The organism is Klebsiella quasipneumoniae subsp. quasipneumoniae (assembly GCF_020525925.1).
GTDB lineage: Bacteria > Pseudomonadota > Gammaproteobacteria > Enterobacterales > Enterobacteriaceae > Klebsiella > Klebsiella quasipneumoniae.
The window spans coordinates 4,655,884-4,672,674 of sequence record NZ_CP084876.1 but is presented as its reverse complement, the minus strand read 5'-3'; the positions used below and the strand labels follow the sequence as shown (position 1 = coordinate 4,672,674).

Here is a 16,791-nt window from a genome sequence, read left to right as displayed (position 1 = left end):
GGATTGAGAGAAGATTTTCAGCTTCGATACAGATTAGTCGATGCGTCCGCAGGACGTGTTGATAAAACAGAATTTGCCTGGCGGCACTAGCGCGGTGGTCCCACCTGACCCCATGCCGAACTCAGAAGTGAAACGCCGTAGCGCCGATGGTAGTGTGGGGTCTCCCCATGTGAGAGTAGGGAACTGCCAGGCATCAAATAAAACGAAAGGCTCAGTCGAAAGACTGGGCCTTTTGTTTTGTCTGTTGTCTGTCGGTGAGCGCTCTCCGGAGGAGGACAAATCCGCCGGGAGCGGATTTGAACGTTGCGCAGCAACGGCCCGGAGGGTGGCGGGCAGGACGCCCGCCATAAACTGCCAGGCATCAAATAAAGCAGAAAGCTCAGTCGAAAGACTGAGCTTTTTTGCGTTTTTGTCCTCCGGGGAGGGTGCCGGCATGCCTCCCCGGTGGCGCTGCGCTTACCGGGGCTACGGATCTGACATGGGGCTACGCCCCTGTGGCGCGGACAAGATATGCAGCACTGACTCAGGGAAAAATATCGCCTGAAGTCCTGCAACTGCTTCGCTAATCCGCCAGGCTGACGCTCTCCGGGCGGGTGGTGTCAGAAACCTGCAACACGGGTATGGTGAATAAACAACCTCTGCAACGCTGCGGGAAAAATACCTATCTTTTTGACTCGCAAAATACTGAGAATTACGCGCGTGGTGTGGTCGCTCGTACCGTGAATTTATCCAATGATACGAGTCGAAAAATAATTATCAGTGGCTACGATTAAATATCTCTCGCTATTTCAGCGCTATTATCTTGTGCTCTGCGAAATAATAGCGCTGCTTCTTCTTTCGGAATATTAACACGTTAGCGAAATTACGAAATTATTTCCGCCGCTGAGGACTTCACTCCCCATTTATTGCAACAATGGGTATGCATCTTGCCGGTTTTTGGGCTTGATGCGCCATATCATTAACACTTTGTTAACTTGATCTGGTTTATATGACAGCAAATTTGATATACAAAGAGGGATGATTGCCTGTATGGATGCTGTCCGACGTACCTTGCGCTATCTGCTCTGGTTATCGGCTGGCAATATGAGAATAGAAATGAAAATCCTGCTTAACTGGTCGCCGTTGCGCCGGCTCTTCACCTACCTTCAGGAGCGCTTTACCTTTCTGGTGCTGCTCTGCTGGCCAGCGATAATCTGGCTGTTCTGCCGGGTCGGCGTGTGGCTGACGGATAACCTGTATGAACTGCTGGGGAAATCACCCGCCCAGTCCTTCACTGTCTATCTGCAGCCGTTTATGACCCCCGGCACGCTGCTGCGCATCTCCATCAGCTGGGTGGTGCTGCTGTTCATTCTCTTCAGCATGGCGATGGCCTTCACCTGGGGTCTTCGCCACTTTATGAATCGCCACAAATAAACCATTCGGGCCGCCGGGAGTCGACGGCCCTTCTTAAGCCCTTACGCCATCTGACCAATCGTTTTGCGAAAACGCAGCAGGGCGATAGTAAAGAACACCGCTCCGATAGCCAGCAAGGTTAAGAACTGCGGCCAGACGATACTGAAGCTGGCGCCGCGGTACAGAATCGCCTGCGCCAGACTGACGAAGTGGGTGGTCGGCATGGTCAACATGATATCCTGGACCAGCTGCGGCATACTTTCACGCGGCGTGGAGCCGCCAGAGAGCATCTGCAGCGGCAGCAGCACCAGGATCATCAGCAGCCCCAGCTGCGGCATCGAGCGGGCGAGGGTGCCCATAAAAATGCCGATCGAGGTGGTGGCGAACAGGCTGAGCGCCACCCCCAGCATAAACAGTGGAATCGACCCCTCAATGGGCACCTGCAAAATCCCCTGAACCATCAGCAGCAGCGACAGCCCGGAGACCACCAATACCACCAGCCCCATCGACCAGATCTTGGCCATCATGATCTCAAACGGCGTAACCGGCATCACCAGCAGATGCTCGATGGTACCGTGCTCGCGCTCGCGGATCAGCGCCGAGCCGGTGAGGACAATAGCCAGCATGGTGATGTTGTTGATGATCGCCATCACCGCGCCAAAGCGCTCCTGTTCCAGGTTAGGGTTAAAGCGCATTCTTACCGCCAGCTCTACCGGCAGCACGCTGTTCTCCCGATAGCGGGCAATGAAGCCGTTTACTTCGCCGTTAATAATATTCTGGATATAGCCGTTGCCGGTAAAGGCCTGGCTCATGCGCGTGGCGTCGACGTTGACCTGCACTTCCGGCTGGCGGCCGGCCAGCACATCGCGCTGGAAATTTGGCGGAATATTGATGGCGAAAGTGTAGCGCCCGGCATCCAGGCCGGCGTCCATCTCATTGGCGGTGATCAGCTCCGGTTCGAGAAACCAGGGGCGGTAGAAAGCGTTAATGATGCGTGAAGAGAGCTGCGACTTATCCATATCGGCAACCGCAATCGGCGCCAGGTGCAGCGAGCCGGGCATCACCGTAGCTGAGGAGTACACCGACACGGTAAAAGCAAACACGATCAGCGCCAGCATCGCTTTATCACCCAGCAGGCTGCGCAGCTCTTTGACGCCGAGGTTATAAATATTACGTAATCCGCGCATCACCCCTCCTGTTTCTTCAGCAGCAACACGCTCAGCCCGAGCACCAGCGGCACCGCAATCAGTAGGGGAATAAAGGAGCCCCACAAATCGCTGAGATTCAGCGCCTTGGAGAAGGTGCCGCGGGCGATAGTCAGGAAGTGGCTGGTCGGGTAGATTTGTCCAATCCAGCGCCCGGGGCCTTCCAGCGACGCCACCGGATCGATCATCCCGGAGAACTGGGTCGCCGGGATGAGCGTAATGATGGCGGTGCCGAAGATGGCGGCGATTTGGCTCTTCATAAAGGTTGAGATCAGCAGTCCCAGTCCGGTGGCGATGGTGACATAGAGCAGAGCCGCCAGGCTCAGCGTCAGGAAGCTGCCCTTATGTGATACGCCAAAGACGAAGACCGACAGCGCGCACAGCAAAAAGAAGTTAAACATTCCCAGTACGATGTAAGGCACCTGCTTGCCGAGCAGGAATTCGCTGCGGGTGGTCGGCGTCACGTACAGGTTGATGATCGACCCGAGCTCCTTCTCGCGTACCACGCTCAGGGCGCTGAGCATCGCCGGGATCATCATCAGCAGCAGCGGGATCACCGCCGGGACGATGGCCGGCAGGCTCTTCACGTCCGGGTTATAGCGATAGCGGGTCTCAATGGAGATGAGAGAGGTAGCGCGCTGCGGACTGCTCTGCCGGGCAGCCATCTCCTGCAGCCAGGCCAGATGCATGGCCTGCACGTAGCCGCGTACCGTTTCCGCGCGGTTTGGCATTGCGCCATCCACCCAGACACCGATTTGCACCGGCGTGCCGCGGGCGATATCGCGGCCAAAGTTCGGCGGGATCTCTATCGCCACCGCCAGCTCGCCGTCGCGCATCCGCCGGTCGAGCTCATCGTAACTGCGCAGCGGCGCCTGTTCGATAAAGTAGCGTGAGCCAGCGATATTCTGCGACCAGCCCTGACTGCTCAGTGTTTGATCGCGGTCGAGTACCGCAAAGCGCAGATCCTCGACGTCCATGCTGATCCCATAGCCCATGATAAACATCAGGATCACCGTTCCCAGCAGCGCCAGCGTCGAGCGCACCGGATCGCGGCGCAGCTCAAGCGCCTCGCGGCGGCTGTAGCTGAACAGCCGTTGCAGACTGAAGGCCTGGCGCGGGGCCGCGCGTTCTGGATGGGATGCTGCAGCAGGCGCAGGTTCCTCAGGAGCTGCGGCGGTTGGCTGCGCCTCCTGGAGCCAGGCGATAAACGCCTCTTCGAGGCTGGCGGCACCGCGCTGCTCGACCAGCGCCTGCGGCGTATCGCTGGCCAGCACCTTGCCGGCGTGCATCAGCGAGATGCGGTCGCAGCGTTCTGCCTCATTCATAAAGTGGGTGGAGATAAAAATGGTCACCCGATCCTGACGCGCGAGGTCGACCATCAGCTGCCAGAACATATCCCGTGCCACCGGATCGACCCCGGAGGTGGGTTCGTCGAGGATCAGCATTTCCGGGCGATGGATGACCGCCACCGCCAGCGACAGACGCTGACGGATGCCCAGCGGCAGGGCGGTGGGCAGGGCGTCTTCCACTTCGCTGAGCATGAAGCGCTCGCTCATTTCCGCCACCCGACCGGGGATCTCGCCGTCCGGAATATGAAACAGGCGGGCGTGCAGTTCGAGGTTTTGCCGGACGGTCAGTTCGCTATAGAGCGAGAAAGCCTGCGACATATAGCCCACCCGCTGGCGGGTGGCGATATCTTTCGGGTCGACCGGCTGGCCGAACAGCCAGGCTTCGCCTTCGCTGGCGGGCAGCAGGCCGGTGAGCATCTTCATGGTGGTGGATTTGCCGCAGCCGTTGGAGCCGAGGAAGCCGAAGATTTCACCGCGGGCGATGCGGAAGTTAACGTGGTCGACGGCGACGAAGTCGCCAAAGCGCATGGTCAGCCCACGGGCTTCGATGGCGATCTCTTCCTCGCGGTCGTCGCGCGGCGGGATTACCACTGCCTTATGCGCCTGGCGCTGCGCTTCCGGCAGCAGGGCGATAAACGCCTGCTCCAGCGTCTGACTGCCGGTCTGCGCTTTCAGCTCCGTAGCGGTACCGGTCGCCAGCACCTCGCCGGCGTTCATCGCCACCAGCCAGTCAAAGCGCTCAGCCTCTTCCATGTAGGCGGTGGCCACCAGCACGCTCATCTCCGGCTGGCGCTGACGAATGCTGTCGATAAGCTCCCAGAACTGCGCCCGGGAAAGCGGGTCGACGCCGGTGGTGGGTTCATCGAGGATCAGCAGCTGCGGGTCGTGGATAAGGGCGCAACAGAGCCCCAGCTTTTGCTTCATCCCGCCGGAGAGCTTACCCGCCGGGCGATCGCGAAACGGCGCCAGCCCGGTGCTCTGCAGCAGCTCGTTGATACGAGATTCGCGTTCGGCTTTATCGTGGCCAAACAGGCGGGCGAAGAAGTCGACGTTTTCATACACCGAAAGGGTGTGATAGAGGTTTTTCCCCAGCCCCTGCGGCATCCAGGCAATCTTCGGGCACACCTCGCGGCGGTGATGAACGTCGCGCATATCCCCGCCGAGCACCATCACGTTACCCTGCTCAATGGCCCGCGCCCCGGCGATGAGAGAGAGCAGGCTCGATTTGCCGACGCCGTCCGGGCCAATCAGGCCGACCATGCGCCGCGCCGGGATCGCCAGACTGATATCCCGCAGCGCCACGGTGATGCCGAAGCGCTGGCCAACGTTGTCCAGCCGGGCGACGGGGGGCGAGGTATCCTGTGGCGTCAGTATCATTGCGGCAACCTCACCGTCAGGGCTTCAGGCCAGGACTGCTGGTTATCCAGCCGCACGTAGGCCATGCCGGGCAGACCGGTTTTGACATACTCCAGGTGCTGCGCCAGCAGCTCCGGCGGGATGCGCGCTTTGACGCGGAACATCAGTTTGAGACGCTCGTCGCGGGTCTCCACCGTTTTCGGCGTGAACTGGGCGACGCTGGCGACAAAGCTGATATTGGCCGGGATCACCAGATCCGGAGCGGCATCGAGGATCAAGCGCGCTTCGCTGCCGAGCGCCAGCAGACCTGCCTGTTCGGTGGGCAGAAAGAAAGTCATATAGACGTCGGCGAGATCGACCATATTCAGCACCCGACCACCGGCGGCCAGCACTTCGCCGGGCTCGGCGACGCGATACTGAATACGGCCGTCGCGGGGGGCTTTCAGCTCGCTATCGTCAATATCGGCGAGGATCCGCCGCTCGGTCGCCTGGGCGGCTTCGACGCGGGTTTGCGCCTGAATAATACTGGTGCGGGCGGCCTCGATGGCGGCGCGGGCGGCAGAGACCTGGGCTTTCGCCGACTCCAGCGCCGCGCGAGCGCTCTCCGCCGCGGCGCGATCGTCATCCAGTTGCTGAGCGGAGACGGCGCCGCGCTGGGAGAGAGTGTGCGAGCGGACGTGACGTTTCGCCGTGGAGTCGAGCTCCGCCTGACGCTGCTTCACTACCGCTTCGCTGGCGCGCATTTCACTTTGCCGCTGATCGAGCAAGGCTCTGGCGGCCAGGACCGCGCTTTCCGCTTCCTTGATTTGCGCGGCGGCTTCAAGACGCTGCTCGTTCAGTACACGGGTATCCATTCTCGCCAGCACCTCTCCCTGGTGCACGAACTGACCCTCTTTGACCAGAATGGTGTCGATACGCCCGGCGATTTTGCTGGCAATATCCACCTCGGTGGCTTCGATTCGTCCGTTGCTACTGGCAAAACCCTCCGGGAGGCCCGGCGGGCGCAGCAGCCACCATGCAGCGGCGGCGAGTACCACCAGTAAGCCGACAAAATACCCTGTCCAACGTTTCTTTATTTTGTCCATACGCGACTCGCTTGATTCCCTGTGCGAAGTGATACGCGTGTCTTCTCCGACGGGCGGAGCGTCCTCCTTGCGAAGGACGAATGAGTGGGGAAGGGCCGCTGACGCAGCGCTCTACCGCGTCGATGCGCAGCCGAACGCTGTACTACTTATGTGGTCATCATCAGCGATCCTGGCCTTAATGAAACACGCATAGTGAGAGCTACCGTTAACGTGATAGTAACATCCGCGGCGGTGTTGTCCACACTAAAGGCAGGGTCTTGTCGACGCGTTAACAAAATATCCACTACCGGAAACCTTTCATCACCTCAGAACAGGACCGGCAGCCCCAGACCTCGTTTCACTTCATGCAGCGTCTGCTGCGTCAACTGGTGGGCGCGCTCGCTGCCCTGACGCAACAATTCCAGCAGCATCCCTTTATCCTGAATAAAGGTGGCCCGCCGTTCGCGGATCGGCGCCAGGAGCGCCTGCAGGCAGGTTTCCAGTTCATTCTTACACTGGCGATCCCCCAGCCCGCCGCGCTGATAGTGGGCTTTCATCTCAGCCACCCGCGCCTTATCGCTATGGAAAGCGTCGAGATAGGTGAACACCACGTTGCCGTCGACATGGCCCGGATCGCTGACTCTCAGGTGCGTTGGGTCGGTATACATCGCGCTGACCGCGCGGTGGATCTCCTCTTCACTGGCCGATAACGTCAGCGTATTGCCCAGCGATTTCGACATTTTGGCGTTGCCGTCGACGCCCGGCAGGCGGCTCACTTCGCTGAGTAGCGCCTTGCAGTGGCGCAGCACCGGTTCGCCGGTGAGGCTATTCATCTTGTGGACGATCTCGTTGGTCTGCTCAATCATCGGTAGCTGATCGTCGCCCACTGGCACCAGTTCGGCTTTGAAGGCGGTGATATCGGCCGCCTGGCTAATCGGATAGGCGAGAAAGCCCACCGGCAGCGAACGGGCGAATCCCTTCTGGGCAATCTCATTTTTGACCGTCGGATTACGTTCCACGCGGGCGACGGTGACGATATTCATATACAGCGCGCTGAGCTCCGCCAGCGCGGGCAGGGCGGACTGCAGGCAGAGCGTGGTGAGCCTGGGGTCAATGCCGACGGCCAGATAATCGGCCATCACTTCGAGAATATGATGGCTGATTTTTTGCGGGTTGCTGCCGTTGTCAGTGAGCCCTTGCAGGTCGGCGATAAGGATAAACTGCTGGTGGTCGTGCTGCAGCGCGACGCGCTGGCGCAGCGAGCCGACGAAGTGGCCAAGATGTAGCTGGCCGGTGGGGCGGTCGCCAGTGAGGATGGTTTGCGGATGGTTCATCAGGAACTCCTTATCAGACTGTTCAGCCGAAAGACGTCCTGAAAACACCAAAGCCGCCTTCCGGCGGCTTTGAAAATGGAAACGTGTATCGTGCCGCCTGTTATGCAGGCAGCCACCAACGGCGGGGATAGGTTACGATCGCGTTTCTGTTCATCTTTTTATCCTGCCACGGAATAGGCCAAGAGCGCAATCAAAAACCATATGATTTTTCTGGTATTATTTTTTTGTTGTTTTGCGGTAAATGACCAGACGGGAAAATAGGTTTTCTCATAGACCTGATAATTATTATGGAACAATAAAGTATGTTGCAGGCTTTTTGTGAAAAAGCTCACGTCACAGGATTATAGTATTATTATCCATATTTATAGCTGGATATTACCTGTCTGCTGTTACTGCTTGTGTTTATTCTCTTCTAAATTATTAACATTATTACTATTTATATCTTTTTTCCATTTTGCGTCATACCCCTGTCTGACTACAACGTATTGAGGCTAATTATTATGCATAAACGTCTGGTCGTTAATATTTTTTCATCCTTGCTGTTGGGGGCTGCGCTTATTTCCGCGCCGGTATATGCGGCGGAAAAAACGGTAGTCAATATTTCAAAAGTAGATGGCATGCCATGGTTTAACCGGATGGGAGAAGGGGTAGTCCAGGCTGGGAAAGAGTTTAACCTCAACGCCTCTCAGGTTGGGCCGTCCAGCACCGACGCGCCGCAGCAGGTGAAAATTATTGAGGACCTGATTGCACGTAAAGTGGATGCCATCACTATCGTGCCTAACGATGCCAACGTGCTGGAGCCGGTATTCAAAAAAGCCCGTGACGCCGGCATCGTCGTGCTGACCAACGAATCGCCCGGGCAGCCGAGCGCCAACTGGGATGTGGAGATCATCGATAACGAGAAGTTCGCCGCTGAATATGTGGAGCATATGGCCAAGCGGATGGGTGGCAAAGGCGGCTACGTTATCTATGTAGGTAGTCTTACGGTACCGCAGCACAACCTGTGGGCCGATCTGCTGGTGAAATACCAAAAAGAGCATTATCCGGACATGCATGAAGTCACCCGCCGCATGCCGGTAGCGGAAAGTGTTGATGATTCCCGCCGTACCACGCTCGATCTAATGAAAACTTACCCGGATTTGAAAGCGGTGGTCTCTTTTGGTTCGAATGGTCCGATTGGCGCGGGGCGCGCGGTGAAAGAGAAGCGTGCGAAAAACAAAGTTGCGGTCTACGGGATGATGATCCCATCGCAGGCGGCCTCCCTCATTAAGAGTGGTGATATTACAGAAGGCATTACCTACGATCCGGCGACAGCCGGCTATGCCCTCGCGGCCGTCGCCAGCACCCTGCTGAACGGCAAATCCATTGAGCCAGGATTTGAACTGAAAGAGCTCGGTAAAGCGGATGTCGATAGCGACAAGCATATTATCCGCTTCCATAAAGTGCTGCTGGTAAATAAAGACAATATTGATTCGCTCTACTAATCCATCTTCCGGGGCGCCTGGCGCCCCGGCTTAACCTGCCAGGGGATGTTATGGAACCTTTCCTTTCCCTTCGTCACGTCAGCAAAACCTTCCACGCCAACCGCGCGCTCAATGATATCAGCATCGATTTTATGCCCGGGGAAGTACACTGCCTGGCCGGGCAGAACGGTTGCGGGAAGTCGACGTTGATCAAAATTATCTCCGGCGTCTATCGCCCGGATGAGGGCGCGGCGATGGAGCTGGGCGGCAAGACGTGGCCCAGACTGACGCCTGCGGCCTCTGTCGCCCATGGGATCCAGGTGATTTATCAGGATCTGTCGCTGTTTCCCAATCTCAGCGTGTGGGAGAACATTGCCATCAACCACTATCACCGCGGCGTGCTGGTAAAGCGCAGCGAACTGCGGCGCAGTGCGGAGCAGGCGATGCGGAGTATTAACGTCTCGCTGCCGCTTGATGCCACCGTTGAGTCGCTCTCCATCGCCCGCTGCCAGCTGGTGGCGATCTGCCGCGCGCTGGCGCAGGACGCCCAGCTTATCATTATGGATGAACCCACGGCCTCATTGACCCATCAGGAAGTGGAGGGGCTACTGAATGTCGTGCGCCAGCTACGTGAGAGGGGGATCTGCATCGTCTTTGTTAGCCACCGTCTGGAAGAGGTCATGGCCGTATCGGATCGCATCAGCGTGCTGAAGGATGGCAATCTGGTCGGTACCTTACCGGCGGCAGAGGTGACTACTCGGCGACTCGGTTTTCTGATGACGGGCCAGGAGTTTGATTATCAGGTGCGCGACCTGTGGCAAGGGAAGGGCAGCACGCCGGTACTGGAAGTGCGCAATCTCAGCCGTAAGGGGGAATATCACAACGTCTCTCTGAAGGTCGAAGCCGGAGAAGTGGTGTCGATAGTCGGCCTGCTGGGTGCGGGGCGAACAGAGTTGTGCCTGAGCCTTTTCGGCATGACCCGCCCCGACAGCGGCGAGATCCTGATAAATGGCCAACCGGTGCGGTTGCGTAGCAATCAGGACGCTATCCGCCACGGTATCGGCTATGTCTCTGAGGACCGTATGTCACGCGGCCTGGTGATGAGTCAGTCGATTGAAAATAACATCATCAGCACGGTGTTTCATAAAGTGAAAGGCACTTGCGGACTATTGAGTGACAGTAAAGCTCAGCAACTGGTCGCGAGAATGGTCAACGCGTTGACCATTAAAGCGCCGGATACGCATTTGCCGGTGAATACCCTCTCCGGCGGCAATGCCCAACGCGTCTCTATCGCCAAATGGCTGGCGATCGCCCCTAAGCTGCTGATCCTTGATAGCCCGACGGTGGGGGTGGATATCGCAAACAAAGCCGGGATCTATCATATCATCAGCGATTTGGCTGCCCATGGCATCGCCGTGCTGATGATTTGTGACGAGATCGAAGAGGCGTGGTACCAGAGTCATCGCATCCTGGTGATGAAGCAGGGCGAATTGACGCATAGCTTCCTGCCGGACAGCAGTAACCAACAGCAGATAGCGGAGGTGGTTAATGGCTAATCTGTTGAAACAACATGAATTCTGGTTAGGTATGTTTATTATCGCGCTGTGCCTGATGCTGGGCTGGCGCAGTGAGGAATTTTTCACTTTCGGTAATATTTACGACCTCGCTAATAACTACGCGATGCTGACTATCCTCGCCTGTGGCCTGTTCGTGGTGCTGATCGCCGGCGGGATTGATATCTCCTTCCCGGCCATGACCATTATCGCCCAGTACGGCATGGTAGTGATGCTGCAAAAAGTGGGCGGCAACTTCGCGGTGGCCTTTGTGCTTGCCGGCGGTATCGGCGTGCTACTGGGGCTGGTTAACGCGCTGTTGGTCAATCGTCTGCGGGTCCCCTCGATCATTATCACCATTTCCACGCTCAATATTTTCTACGGTTTGCTGCTGTGGTTAAGCAAAGGTGTCTGGCTCTATGACTTCCCCCCGTGGTTTGAAAAGGGGGTCATGCTGTTCAAATACACCGATGCCGATGGTTACGATTACGGCCTGGGGCTGCCGCTGCTGACGATGATAGCGGTGGTGTTGTTGACCGCGTTTATCATGAATTTCACCACCGTTGGCCGCAAGATCTATGCCATGGGCGGCAACCGGGAATCCGCCAGCCGCGTCGGCTTCAGTGTGCTCCGCCTGCAGTTGTTCGTTTATGGCTATATGGGGCTGATGTCGGGGGCCGCAGGTGTCGTGCAGGCATGGACAGTGATGACTGTCGCGCCGGATTCATTGCTGGGCTATGAGCTGACGGTGCTGGCCGCGGTGGTGCTGGGCGGTACCAGCCTGATTGGCGGGCGCGGATCCCTCACCGGTACGCTGCTGGGGGTGATTTTACTGGCGGTGATGCAGAACGGCCTGAACCTGCTGGGGGTCTCCTCCTACTGGCAGACCCTGATTACCGGGGCGATCATCGTCGTCAGTATCAGCGTAACGGCCTGGAGCCAGCATCAGAACCGGAGCTTGTTATGAAAAAATCATGGCGCAATAACGTTGAGTTTTACCTGATCGGCCTGCTGCTGCTGACGGTTATCGCCTTTAGCATTGCCATGCCAAACATCTTCTGGTCTGTCACTAATTTCCAGTCGATTGCCTCGCAAATGCCGGTGTTGGGGATCCTGGCGCTGGCGATGGCAATGACCATGCTTTGCGGCGGCATTAATCTGTCAATTATCGCGACCGCCAATGCCTGCTCGCTGGTGATGGCCTGGGTAGCGACAAGCTATCCACCGGGTGCCGCCACTGCGCTGGCGACGCTGCTGGCCGGCGGAGGGGCGGCGATGATCATTGGCCTGTGCAACGGGATACTGATCGCCGGGATCCGTGTTTCGCCGATCCTGGCTACCCTCGGTATGATGACCCTGCTCAAAGGGATAAATATTTTGATCACCGGCGGCAGCGCCATCGCTAACTATCCTCAGTGGGTACTGTGGCTGAATCATGCCCAGTGGTTTGGTATTCCGCTACCAATGTGGCTTTTTGCGGTGGTGGCGATCGGGCTGTGGGTGCTGCTGGAGAAAAGCCCGCTGGGTCGGGCGATCATGTTGATCGGATCCAACGAGCGGGCGACCCATTATTCCGGGATCAATACCCGACGGGTGTTGATGTGGGTATATGTCATCTCGGCCCTGCTCTGCGCTGTGGCCGCGTTTCTGATGATGTCGAAGCTGAACTCAGCCAAAGCGTCTTATGGAGAATCGTATCTGTTGGTGTCGATCCTCGCGGCGGTGCTTGGCGGCGTGAATCCGGATGGCGGCAGCGGGCGCATCGTCGGGATGGTGCTAGCGCTGTTCCTGCTGCAGATCATTGAGAGTGGGTTCAATATCCTCGGTATCAGCCCCTATCTGACGATGGCGCTGTGGGGGGTATTGCTGCTGTGCTTTATCCAGGCGCGAGGCATGCTGGGGCTGGAGAGAGTCGGATAAACTACCCATCCTCGGTGGCGAAGACGGGCAGCGTTTGTCTGCTACTCGCTACGCAGATGCACCGCCAGGCCGCTTTGCCCCGGCGCCAGCTCCGGGCGCAGCGTCAGCGATGGGATCAGATAGTCGCCATGATTTTGCCGGCGAAATGGAATGGGCTCAGTTTGCCACAGCGTGTCCAGCCGCCCGGCCAGGGTGGCGCACTGGTCGGCGAACTGCGCGGCATCGGTTTTGTCCGTGCGGTAGAACACCAGCGGCGGAAGCACCTCGAAGCCGGGGTAGAACAGCATACCGTGCTGAATGGGGAACAGGATGTCGTCGATGGGGCCATTGATCCCGCGCGGTGAATAGTGTTCCGCCCAGCCGCCGGCGGTGACGATCAGCATTGCCCGCTTGCCGACGAAGGTGCCTTCCCCATAGCGATCGCCCCAGTGGCGGTCGCTGTGCTCGCCGACGCCATAGGCAAAACCCCAGGCATATACCCGATCGATCCAGCCTTTCATGATCGCCGGCATCGAGAACCACCACAGCGGGAACTGAAAAATCACCGTATCGGCCCATAGCAGCTTTTCCTGCTCGGCTGCGATATCCGCGCTTTGAGTTCCTTGCGAAAAGGCCAGTTTTGAATCAAGGGTAGGACGCCAGAACTCGCCGACCGGCGGCGCGCCGCTGTCGTCGGCGTCATACTCGGCCTTCCAGCGCATGGCGTAGAGATCGGACACCTGGACTTCATGACCGGCCTGCTGCAGATGACGGATGGCGAAATCTTTGAGTCCGCCATTGAGGGAGCGCGGTTCCGGATGGGCGTAAATCAGCAGTACTTTCATAACATCACCTCTGAAGTGGGAAGATCTGCAGAGTAGGAAAGTTGGCGCTATAGTAGAAATTAATTACTTCAATCCCAGGTATAGCTGTGATTAATTTACATCGTCTGGATCTCAATCTGCTGCGCACGCTCGACGTGCTGCTCAGTGAAAACAACGTCACCCGGGCGGCGCAGCGGCTGAATCTGTCGCAGCCGTCGGTGAGTATTCAGCTCGCCAGGTTACGGGAGATGTTTGCCGACCCGCTGCTGATGCCGGGCCCGCGCGGCATGCAGCCCACCGCCCGCGCCGATGAGCTTCGCCAGCCGCTGCGCGCCGCGTTAGCCGCGCTGGAGCAGGCGGTGGCGCCGGTCAGCCCTTTTGATCCGGCGACGGCGGCGGAGACCTGGCGGGTGGCAGCGACGGACTATATGGCCTCGGCGATCCTCCTGCCGATGCTGGGCAGGCTACGCCTGGCCTCTCCCGGCAGTCGGCTGGCGGTGTTCGAGCTACAGCCGGCGCGGCTGGAGCAGCAGGCAGCCAGCGATACAGTAGATCTCTGCTTCCATACCCGCGAGGGCGCGCCGCCGGGGCTGCATCAACGCCTGCTGTTTCGCGAACGCTACGTGCTGGCGGGTCGGGCCGGGCATCCGGCGCTGGGGCAAGGGTTGAGTCTGGAAACGTTCTGTCAGCTGGAGCAAGCGATCGTCTCCCCGGATGGGGGCGGCTTCAGCGCGGCGACCGATACCGCGCTGGCGAATCTTGGCCTGGCGCGGCGGGTTGTCCTTTCCGTGCCACATTTCCTGTTTATGCTGGAGACTCTGCGCAACAGCGATTTGGTGGCGATGCTGCCGGAGCGGCTGGTGCGCGGGCAGAGCGGGCTGGCGGTCGTCGAGCCGCCGCTGGCGGTCGCCGGCTTTGAGATGCTGATGCTGTGGCACGAGCGCTGGCACCGCGACCCGGCGCATCAATGGCTGCGCCAGTTCATTGTGAATTCACTGGAGGAACAGACATGCTGAGCGGACTGAATCACCTGACCCTGGCGGTCAGCCAGCTGGCGCCGAGCGTGGCGTTTTATCAGCAGCTGCTGGGTATGACGCTGCACGCCCGCTGGGAGAGCGGCGCCTATCTCTCCTGCGGCGATCTGTGGCTATGCCTGTCGCTGGATCCGCAGCGGCGCATCACCCCGCCGGAGGAGAGCGATTACACCCATTATGCGTTTAGCATCAGCGAAGCCGATTTCGCCTGCTTCGCCGCTCGCCTTGAGGTTGCCGGCGTGGCGGTGTGGAAGCTGAACCGCAGCGAAGGCGCCTCGCACTACTTCCTCGACCCCGACGGCCATAAGCTGGAGCTGCACGTCGGTAGCCTCGCCCAGCGTCTGGCCGCCTGCCGCGAACAGCCGTATAGGGGGATGGTGTTTTTTGACCAGTGAAGCGCTTTGCTGACGCGGGATCATCCGTAGCCCCGGTAAGCGCAGCGCCACCGGGGAGAACAGGTTGCACTTCACTCCATCGCCACCTTCACCGCTTCTCCCAGCTTCACCATCACCGCTTTATGTTTCTCGGTCGGCGGCAGGGCGCAGTTGATCCTGACGCAGTTGCGATACTTGCCCGCCGCGGAAAACAGCGAGCCCGGCGCGACCTGGATCTTCAGCCGGCACAGCTGTTTGGCGACACAGACCATATCCACCTGCTCCGGCAGCTCCACCCACAGCATAAAACCCCCCTTCGGCCGGGTGACGCAGATCCCGCAGGGGAAAAATTCCCGCAGCCAGCAGGTATAGATCTCCATATTGCGCTGATAGATCTGCCGCATCCGCCGCACGTGGCGGTGGTAGTGGCCTTCGCGAATAAAGTTACAGGCCGCCAGCTGAGTGGAGGGGACGTTGGTGCCGCTGGCGGCGTACTTCATCTGTAGCAGCTTGTCGTAGTAGCGACCGGGGGCGATCCAGCCGATGCGCAGGCCGGGGGCGATGGTTTTGGTAAAGGAGCTGCAGAGCATCACCCGGCCGTCGATATCCCAGGAGTGAATGGTGCGCGGGCGCGGGTACTCGGTGGCCAGCTCGCCGTAGATATCATCCTCGAAAATAACGATATCGTGGCGCTGGGCCAGGTTCAGCACTGCGCGCTTGCGAGCGTCCGGCATGATAAAGCCCAGCGGGTTGTTGCAGTTCGGCACCAGGATCACCCCTTTGATCGGCCACTGATCCAGCGCCAGCTCCAGGGCCTCGATGCTGATCCCGGTTTCCGGATCGGTGGGGATCTCAATCGTCTTTAATCCCAGTCCGCGCAGCATCTGCATGGTGCCGTAGTAGCAGGGGGATTCCACGGCGATGATGTCCCCAGGCTGGCACACCGACAGCAGGGCCAGCGACAGCGCGCTGTGGCAGCCGCTGGTGAGCACCAGATCGTCGGCAGTCACCACCGATCCGCCGTCGAGCATCAGGCGGGCGATCTGCTCCCGCAGCTCGCGGCGCCCGGCCAGTTCGTCATAGTTCAACACCTCAGTGAGGTTGTGCTGGATCGCCCGGCTCAGTTCGCGCCAGATGGGCTTCAGGCTTGGCTGCGTCACGTCCGGCGAGCCGCCGCCGAAGGGGATGATCGTTTTATCGTAGCGGGCGTCGAGCATGGTCAGCACCTGATCCCACTGGGTGATCTCCACCGGGCGCTGCACCGGGCGCGACATCGGCGGCACCGGCGGCTGGGCCTTGCGGGGGGCGACGAAATAGCCCGATCGCGGCTGCGGCACAATCATCTGCTGCTGCTCTAGCAGCTGATAGGCCTGCTGGACGGTGCTGATGCTGACGCCGTGCTCCTGGCTCAGGCTGCGCACCGACGGCAGTTTTTCGCCGTGGCGATACAGGCCCTGTTCAATGCGTTCGGCCAGCAGCGTCGCGAGATGTTGATAGCGGGTCATGTGTATCCTTAATTGCCGCCATACAGATGGAATAACCAGTACAGATGGCCGTAAAAAGTGGGGTCTGCTGTACGTTTTAGCTAATCTGTATGTTAAAGAAAAGTGTTTTGTGAATCTGTATTCCTTACCCCCAAATCCGTGAAGATAAAGCCTCTGGCAAGGTGAGGAGGTAGAGGATGGAATTTCACGAGAACAGGGCAAGACAGCCATTTATCGGTTTCGTACTGCTGGCGCGATTTGTCAAAAAATGGTGGCTTCGGGAGCAAACGCGCAGAGCTTTGCAGAAAATGAGCGACGAACAGCTGAAAGATATCGGCCTGCGTCGGGATCAGATCAATTAAAAAGTGCGGTTTTTTTCAGACATCATTTCTTCTTTGCCCCGGTAAGCGCTGGCGACGCCGGGGAAACATTCACGAAATTTATCAATTGATGCGACGCG

The 16,791-nt window shown here is 58.7% G+C and carries 15 protein-coding genes and 1 rRNA gene; 10 read left to right on the top strand and 6 right to left on the bottom strand.

What is annotated here, in order from left to right; genetic code table 11:
* Positions 1 to 76: 76 nt before the first annotated feature.
* The 3 genes from rrf (at position 77) to LGM20_RS22480 (ending at position 1,413) form a co-directional block, all read left to right on the top strand.
* Positions 77 to 192 (top strand): 5S ribosomal RNA (rrf, locus tag LGM20_RS22490).
* Positions 193 to 620: 428 nt separating this feature from the next.
* Entirely contained in the window at positions 621 to 773 is a 153-nt protein-coding gene (locus LGM20_RS26650) for a DUF2574 family protein (RefSeq protein ID WP_369707877.1), read from the top strand.
* 322 nt (positions 774 to 1,095) lie between these two features.
* Positions 1,096 to 1,413: a hypothetical protein gene (locus tag LGM20_RS22480; RefSeq protein WP_004204117.1), complete on the top strand. Its 318-nt coding sequence runs from the start codon at positions 1,096 to 1,098 to the stop codon at positions 1,411 to 1,413.
* 41 nt (positions 1,414 to 1,454) lie between these two features.
* Here LGM20_RS22480 and LGM20_RS22475 read toward each other — a convergent pair whose 3' ends face one another.
* The 4 genes from LGM20_RS22475 to trpS all read right to left on the bottom strand — a co-directional run bounded on the left by LGM20_RS22475 (position 1,455) and on the right by trpS (position 7,700).
* On the bottom strand, positions 1,455 to 2,579 hold the full coding sequence (locus LGM20_RS22475; RefSeq protein ID WP_044525264.1) for an ABC transporter permease: 1,125 nt from the start codon (positions 2,577 to 2,579) through the stop codon (positions 1,455 to 1,457).
* Positions 2,579 to 5,323, bottom strand: a complete 2,745-nt coding sequence (gene rbbA / locus LGM20_RS22470; RefSeq protein ID WP_044525265.1) for a ribosome-associated ATPase/putative transporter RbbA — start codon at positions 5,321 to 5,323, stop codon at positions 2,579 to 2,581. The genes LGM20_RS22475 and rbbA overlap by 1 nt, the downstream gene beginning before the upstream one ends.
* Complete coding sequence (locus tag LGM20_RS22465; protein WP_044525266.1) at positions 5,320 to 6,387, bottom strand: HlyD family secretion protein; 1,068 nt, start codon at positions 6,385 to 6,387, stop codon at positions 5,320 to 5,322. Before LGM20_RS22465 ends, rbbA begins: the two co-directional genes overlap by 4 nt.
* A 305-nt stretch (positions 6,388 to 6,692) precedes the next feature.
* Positions 6,693 to 7,700, bottom strand: a complete 1,008-nt coding sequence (gene trpS / locus LGM20_RS22460) for a tryptophan--tRNA ligase (protein WP_044525267.1) — start codon at positions 7,698 to 7,700, stop codon at positions 6,693 to 6,695.
* A 500-nt stretch (positions 7,701 to 8,200) separates the two neighbouring features.
* Between trpS and LGM20_RS22455 the strand changes: the two genes are divergently transcribed.
* From LGM20_RS22455 to LGM20_RS22440, 4 genes are read left to right on the top strand one after another with little or no spacing between them, the layout of a single operon-like run.
* A complete protein-coding gene (locus LGM20_RS22455) occupies positions 8,201 to 9,184 on the top strand; it encodes an autoinducer 2 ABC transporter substrate-binding protein (RefSeq protein WP_023291822.1) in 984 nt (327 codons plus the stop codon).
* Positions 9,185 to 9,234: 50 nt separating this feature from the next.
* Positions 9,235 to 10,719 (top strand): sugar ABC transporter ATP-binding protein, encoded by a 1,485-nt coding sequence (locus tag LGM20_RS22450; RefSeq protein ID WP_044525268.1) that lies wholly within the window; start codon positions 9,235 to 9,237, stop codon positions 10,717 to 10,719.
* Positions 10,712 to 11,683 carry an ABC transporter permease gene (locus LGM20_RS22445; protein WP_044525269.1) on the top strand — a complete coding sequence of 324 codons (972 nt, stop codon included), beginning with the start codon at positions 10,712 to 10,714 and terminating at the stop codon, positions 11,681 to 11,683. Before LGM20_RS22450 ends, LGM20_RS22445 begins: the two co-directional genes overlap by 8 nt.
* Positions 11,680 to 12,636, top strand: coding sequence for an ABC transporter permease (locus LGM20_RS22440; protein WP_023291825.1), 957 nt, complete (start codon positions 11,680 to 11,682; stop codon positions 12,634 to 12,636). The genes LGM20_RS22445 and LGM20_RS22440 overlap by 4 nt, the downstream gene beginning before the upstream one ends.
* A gap of 41 nt (positions 12,637 to 12,677) precedes the next feature.
* On the opposite strand, the gene LGM20_RS22435 is transcribed toward LGM20_RS22440, so the two are convergent.
* Positions 12,678 to 13,460, bottom strand: coding sequence for an NAD(P)H-dependent oxidoreductase (locus LGM20_RS22435; protein WP_044525270.1), 783 nt, complete (start codon positions 13,458 to 13,460; stop codon positions 12,678 to 12,680).
* An 86-nt stretch (positions 13,461 to 13,546) separates the two neighbouring features.
* On the opposite strand from LGM20_RS22435, the gene LGM20_RS22430 reads away from it, so the two are divergent.
* Complete coding sequence (locus tag LGM20_RS22430) at positions 13,547 to 14,455, top strand: LysR family transcriptional regulator (protein ID WP_044525271.1); 909 nt, start codon at positions 13,547 to 13,549, stop codon at positions 14,453 to 14,455.
* Positions 14,449 to 14,868, top strand: a complete 420-nt coding sequence (fosA, locus tag LGM20_RS22425) for a FosA5 family fosfomycin resistance glutathione transferase (RefSeq protein ID WP_044525272.1) — start codon at positions 14,449 to 14,451, stop codon at positions 14,866 to 14,868. The genes LGM20_RS22430 and fosA overlap by 7 nt, the downstream gene beginning before the upstream one ends.
* Positions 14,869 to 14,939: 71 nt before the next feature.
* Here the strand turns inward: fosA and LGM20_RS22420 are convergent, their stop codons facing one another.
* The gene (locus LGM20_RS22420) at positions 14,940 to 16,352 is read right to left on the bottom strand and encodes an aminotransferase-like domain-containing protein (protein WP_023291829.1); all 1,413 of its coding nucleotides are present in this window, start codon (positions 16,350 to 16,352) and stop codon (positions 14,940 to 14,942) included.
* A gap of 176 nt (positions 16,353 to 16,528) precedes the next feature.
* Here LGM20_RS22420 and LGM20_RS22415 point away from each other — a divergent pair, with 176 nt between their 5' ends.
* Entirely contained in the window at positions 16,529 to 16,693 is a 165-nt protein-coding gene (locus tag LGM20_RS22415) for a DUF1127 domain-containing protein (protein ID WP_044525273.1), read from the top strand.
* Positions 16,694 to 16,791 lie beyond the last annotated feature (98 nt).

Excerpts from the sequence above, each read along its gene's own strand:
- LGM20_RS22445 (WP_044525269.1), top strand. The coding sequence starts at position 10,712 with ATGGCTAATCTGTTGAAACAACATGAATTCTGGTTAGGTATGTTTATT.
- LGM20_RS22450 (WP_044525268.1), top strand. The coding sequence starts at position 9,235 with ATGGAACCTTTCCTTTCCCTTCGTCACGTCAGCAAAACCTTCCACGCC.
- LGM20_RS22435 (WP_044525270.1), bottom strand. The coding sequence starts at position 13,460 with ATGAAAGTACTGCTGATTTACGCCCATCCGGAACCGCGCTCCCTCAAT.
- trpS (WP_044525267.1), bottom strand. The coding sequence starts at position 7,700 with ATGAACCATCCGCAAACCATCCTCACTGGCGACCGCCCCACCGGCCAG.
- fosA (WP_044525272.1), top strand. The coding sequence starts at position 14,449 with ATGCTGAGCGGACTGAATCACCTGACCCTGGCGGTCAGCCAGCTGGCG.
- LGM20_RS22465 (WP_044525266.1), bottom strand. The coding sequence starts at position 6,387 with ATGGACAAAATAAAGAAACGTTGGACAGGGTATTTTGTCGGCTTACTG.
- LGM20_RS26650 (WP_369707877.1), top strand. The coding sequence starts at position 621 with ATGGTGAATAAACAACCTCTGCAACGCTGCGGGAAAAATACCTATCTT.
- rbbA (WP_044525265.1), bottom strand. The coding sequence starts at position 5,323 with ATGATACTGACGCCACAGGATACCTCGCCCCCCGTCGCCCGGCTGGAC.
- LGM20_RS22475 (WP_044525264.1), bottom strand. The coding sequence starts at position 2,579 with ATGCGCGGATTACGTAATATTTATAACCTCGGCGTCAAAGAGCTGCGC.
- LGM20_RS22440 (WP_023291825.1), top strand. The coding sequence starts at position 11,680 with ATGAAAAAATCATGGCGCAATAACGTTGAGTTTTACCTGATCGGCCTG.
- LGM20_RS22415 (WP_044525273.1), top strand. The coding sequence starts at position 16,529 with ATGGAATTTCACGAGAACAGGGCAAGACAGCCATTTATCGGTTTCGTA.
- LGM20_RS22420 (WP_023291829.1), bottom strand. The coding sequence starts at position 16,352 with ATGACCCGCTATCAACATCTCGCGACGCTGCTGGCCGAACGCATTGAA.
- LGM20_RS22455 (WP_023291822.1), top strand. The coding sequence starts at position 8,201 with ATGCATAAACGTCTGGTCGTTAATATTTTTTCATCCTTGCTGTTGGGG.
- LGM20_RS22480 (WP_004204117.1), top strand. The coding sequence starts at position 1,096 with ATGAAAATCCTGCTTAACTGGTCGCCGTTGCGCCGGCTCTTCACCTAC.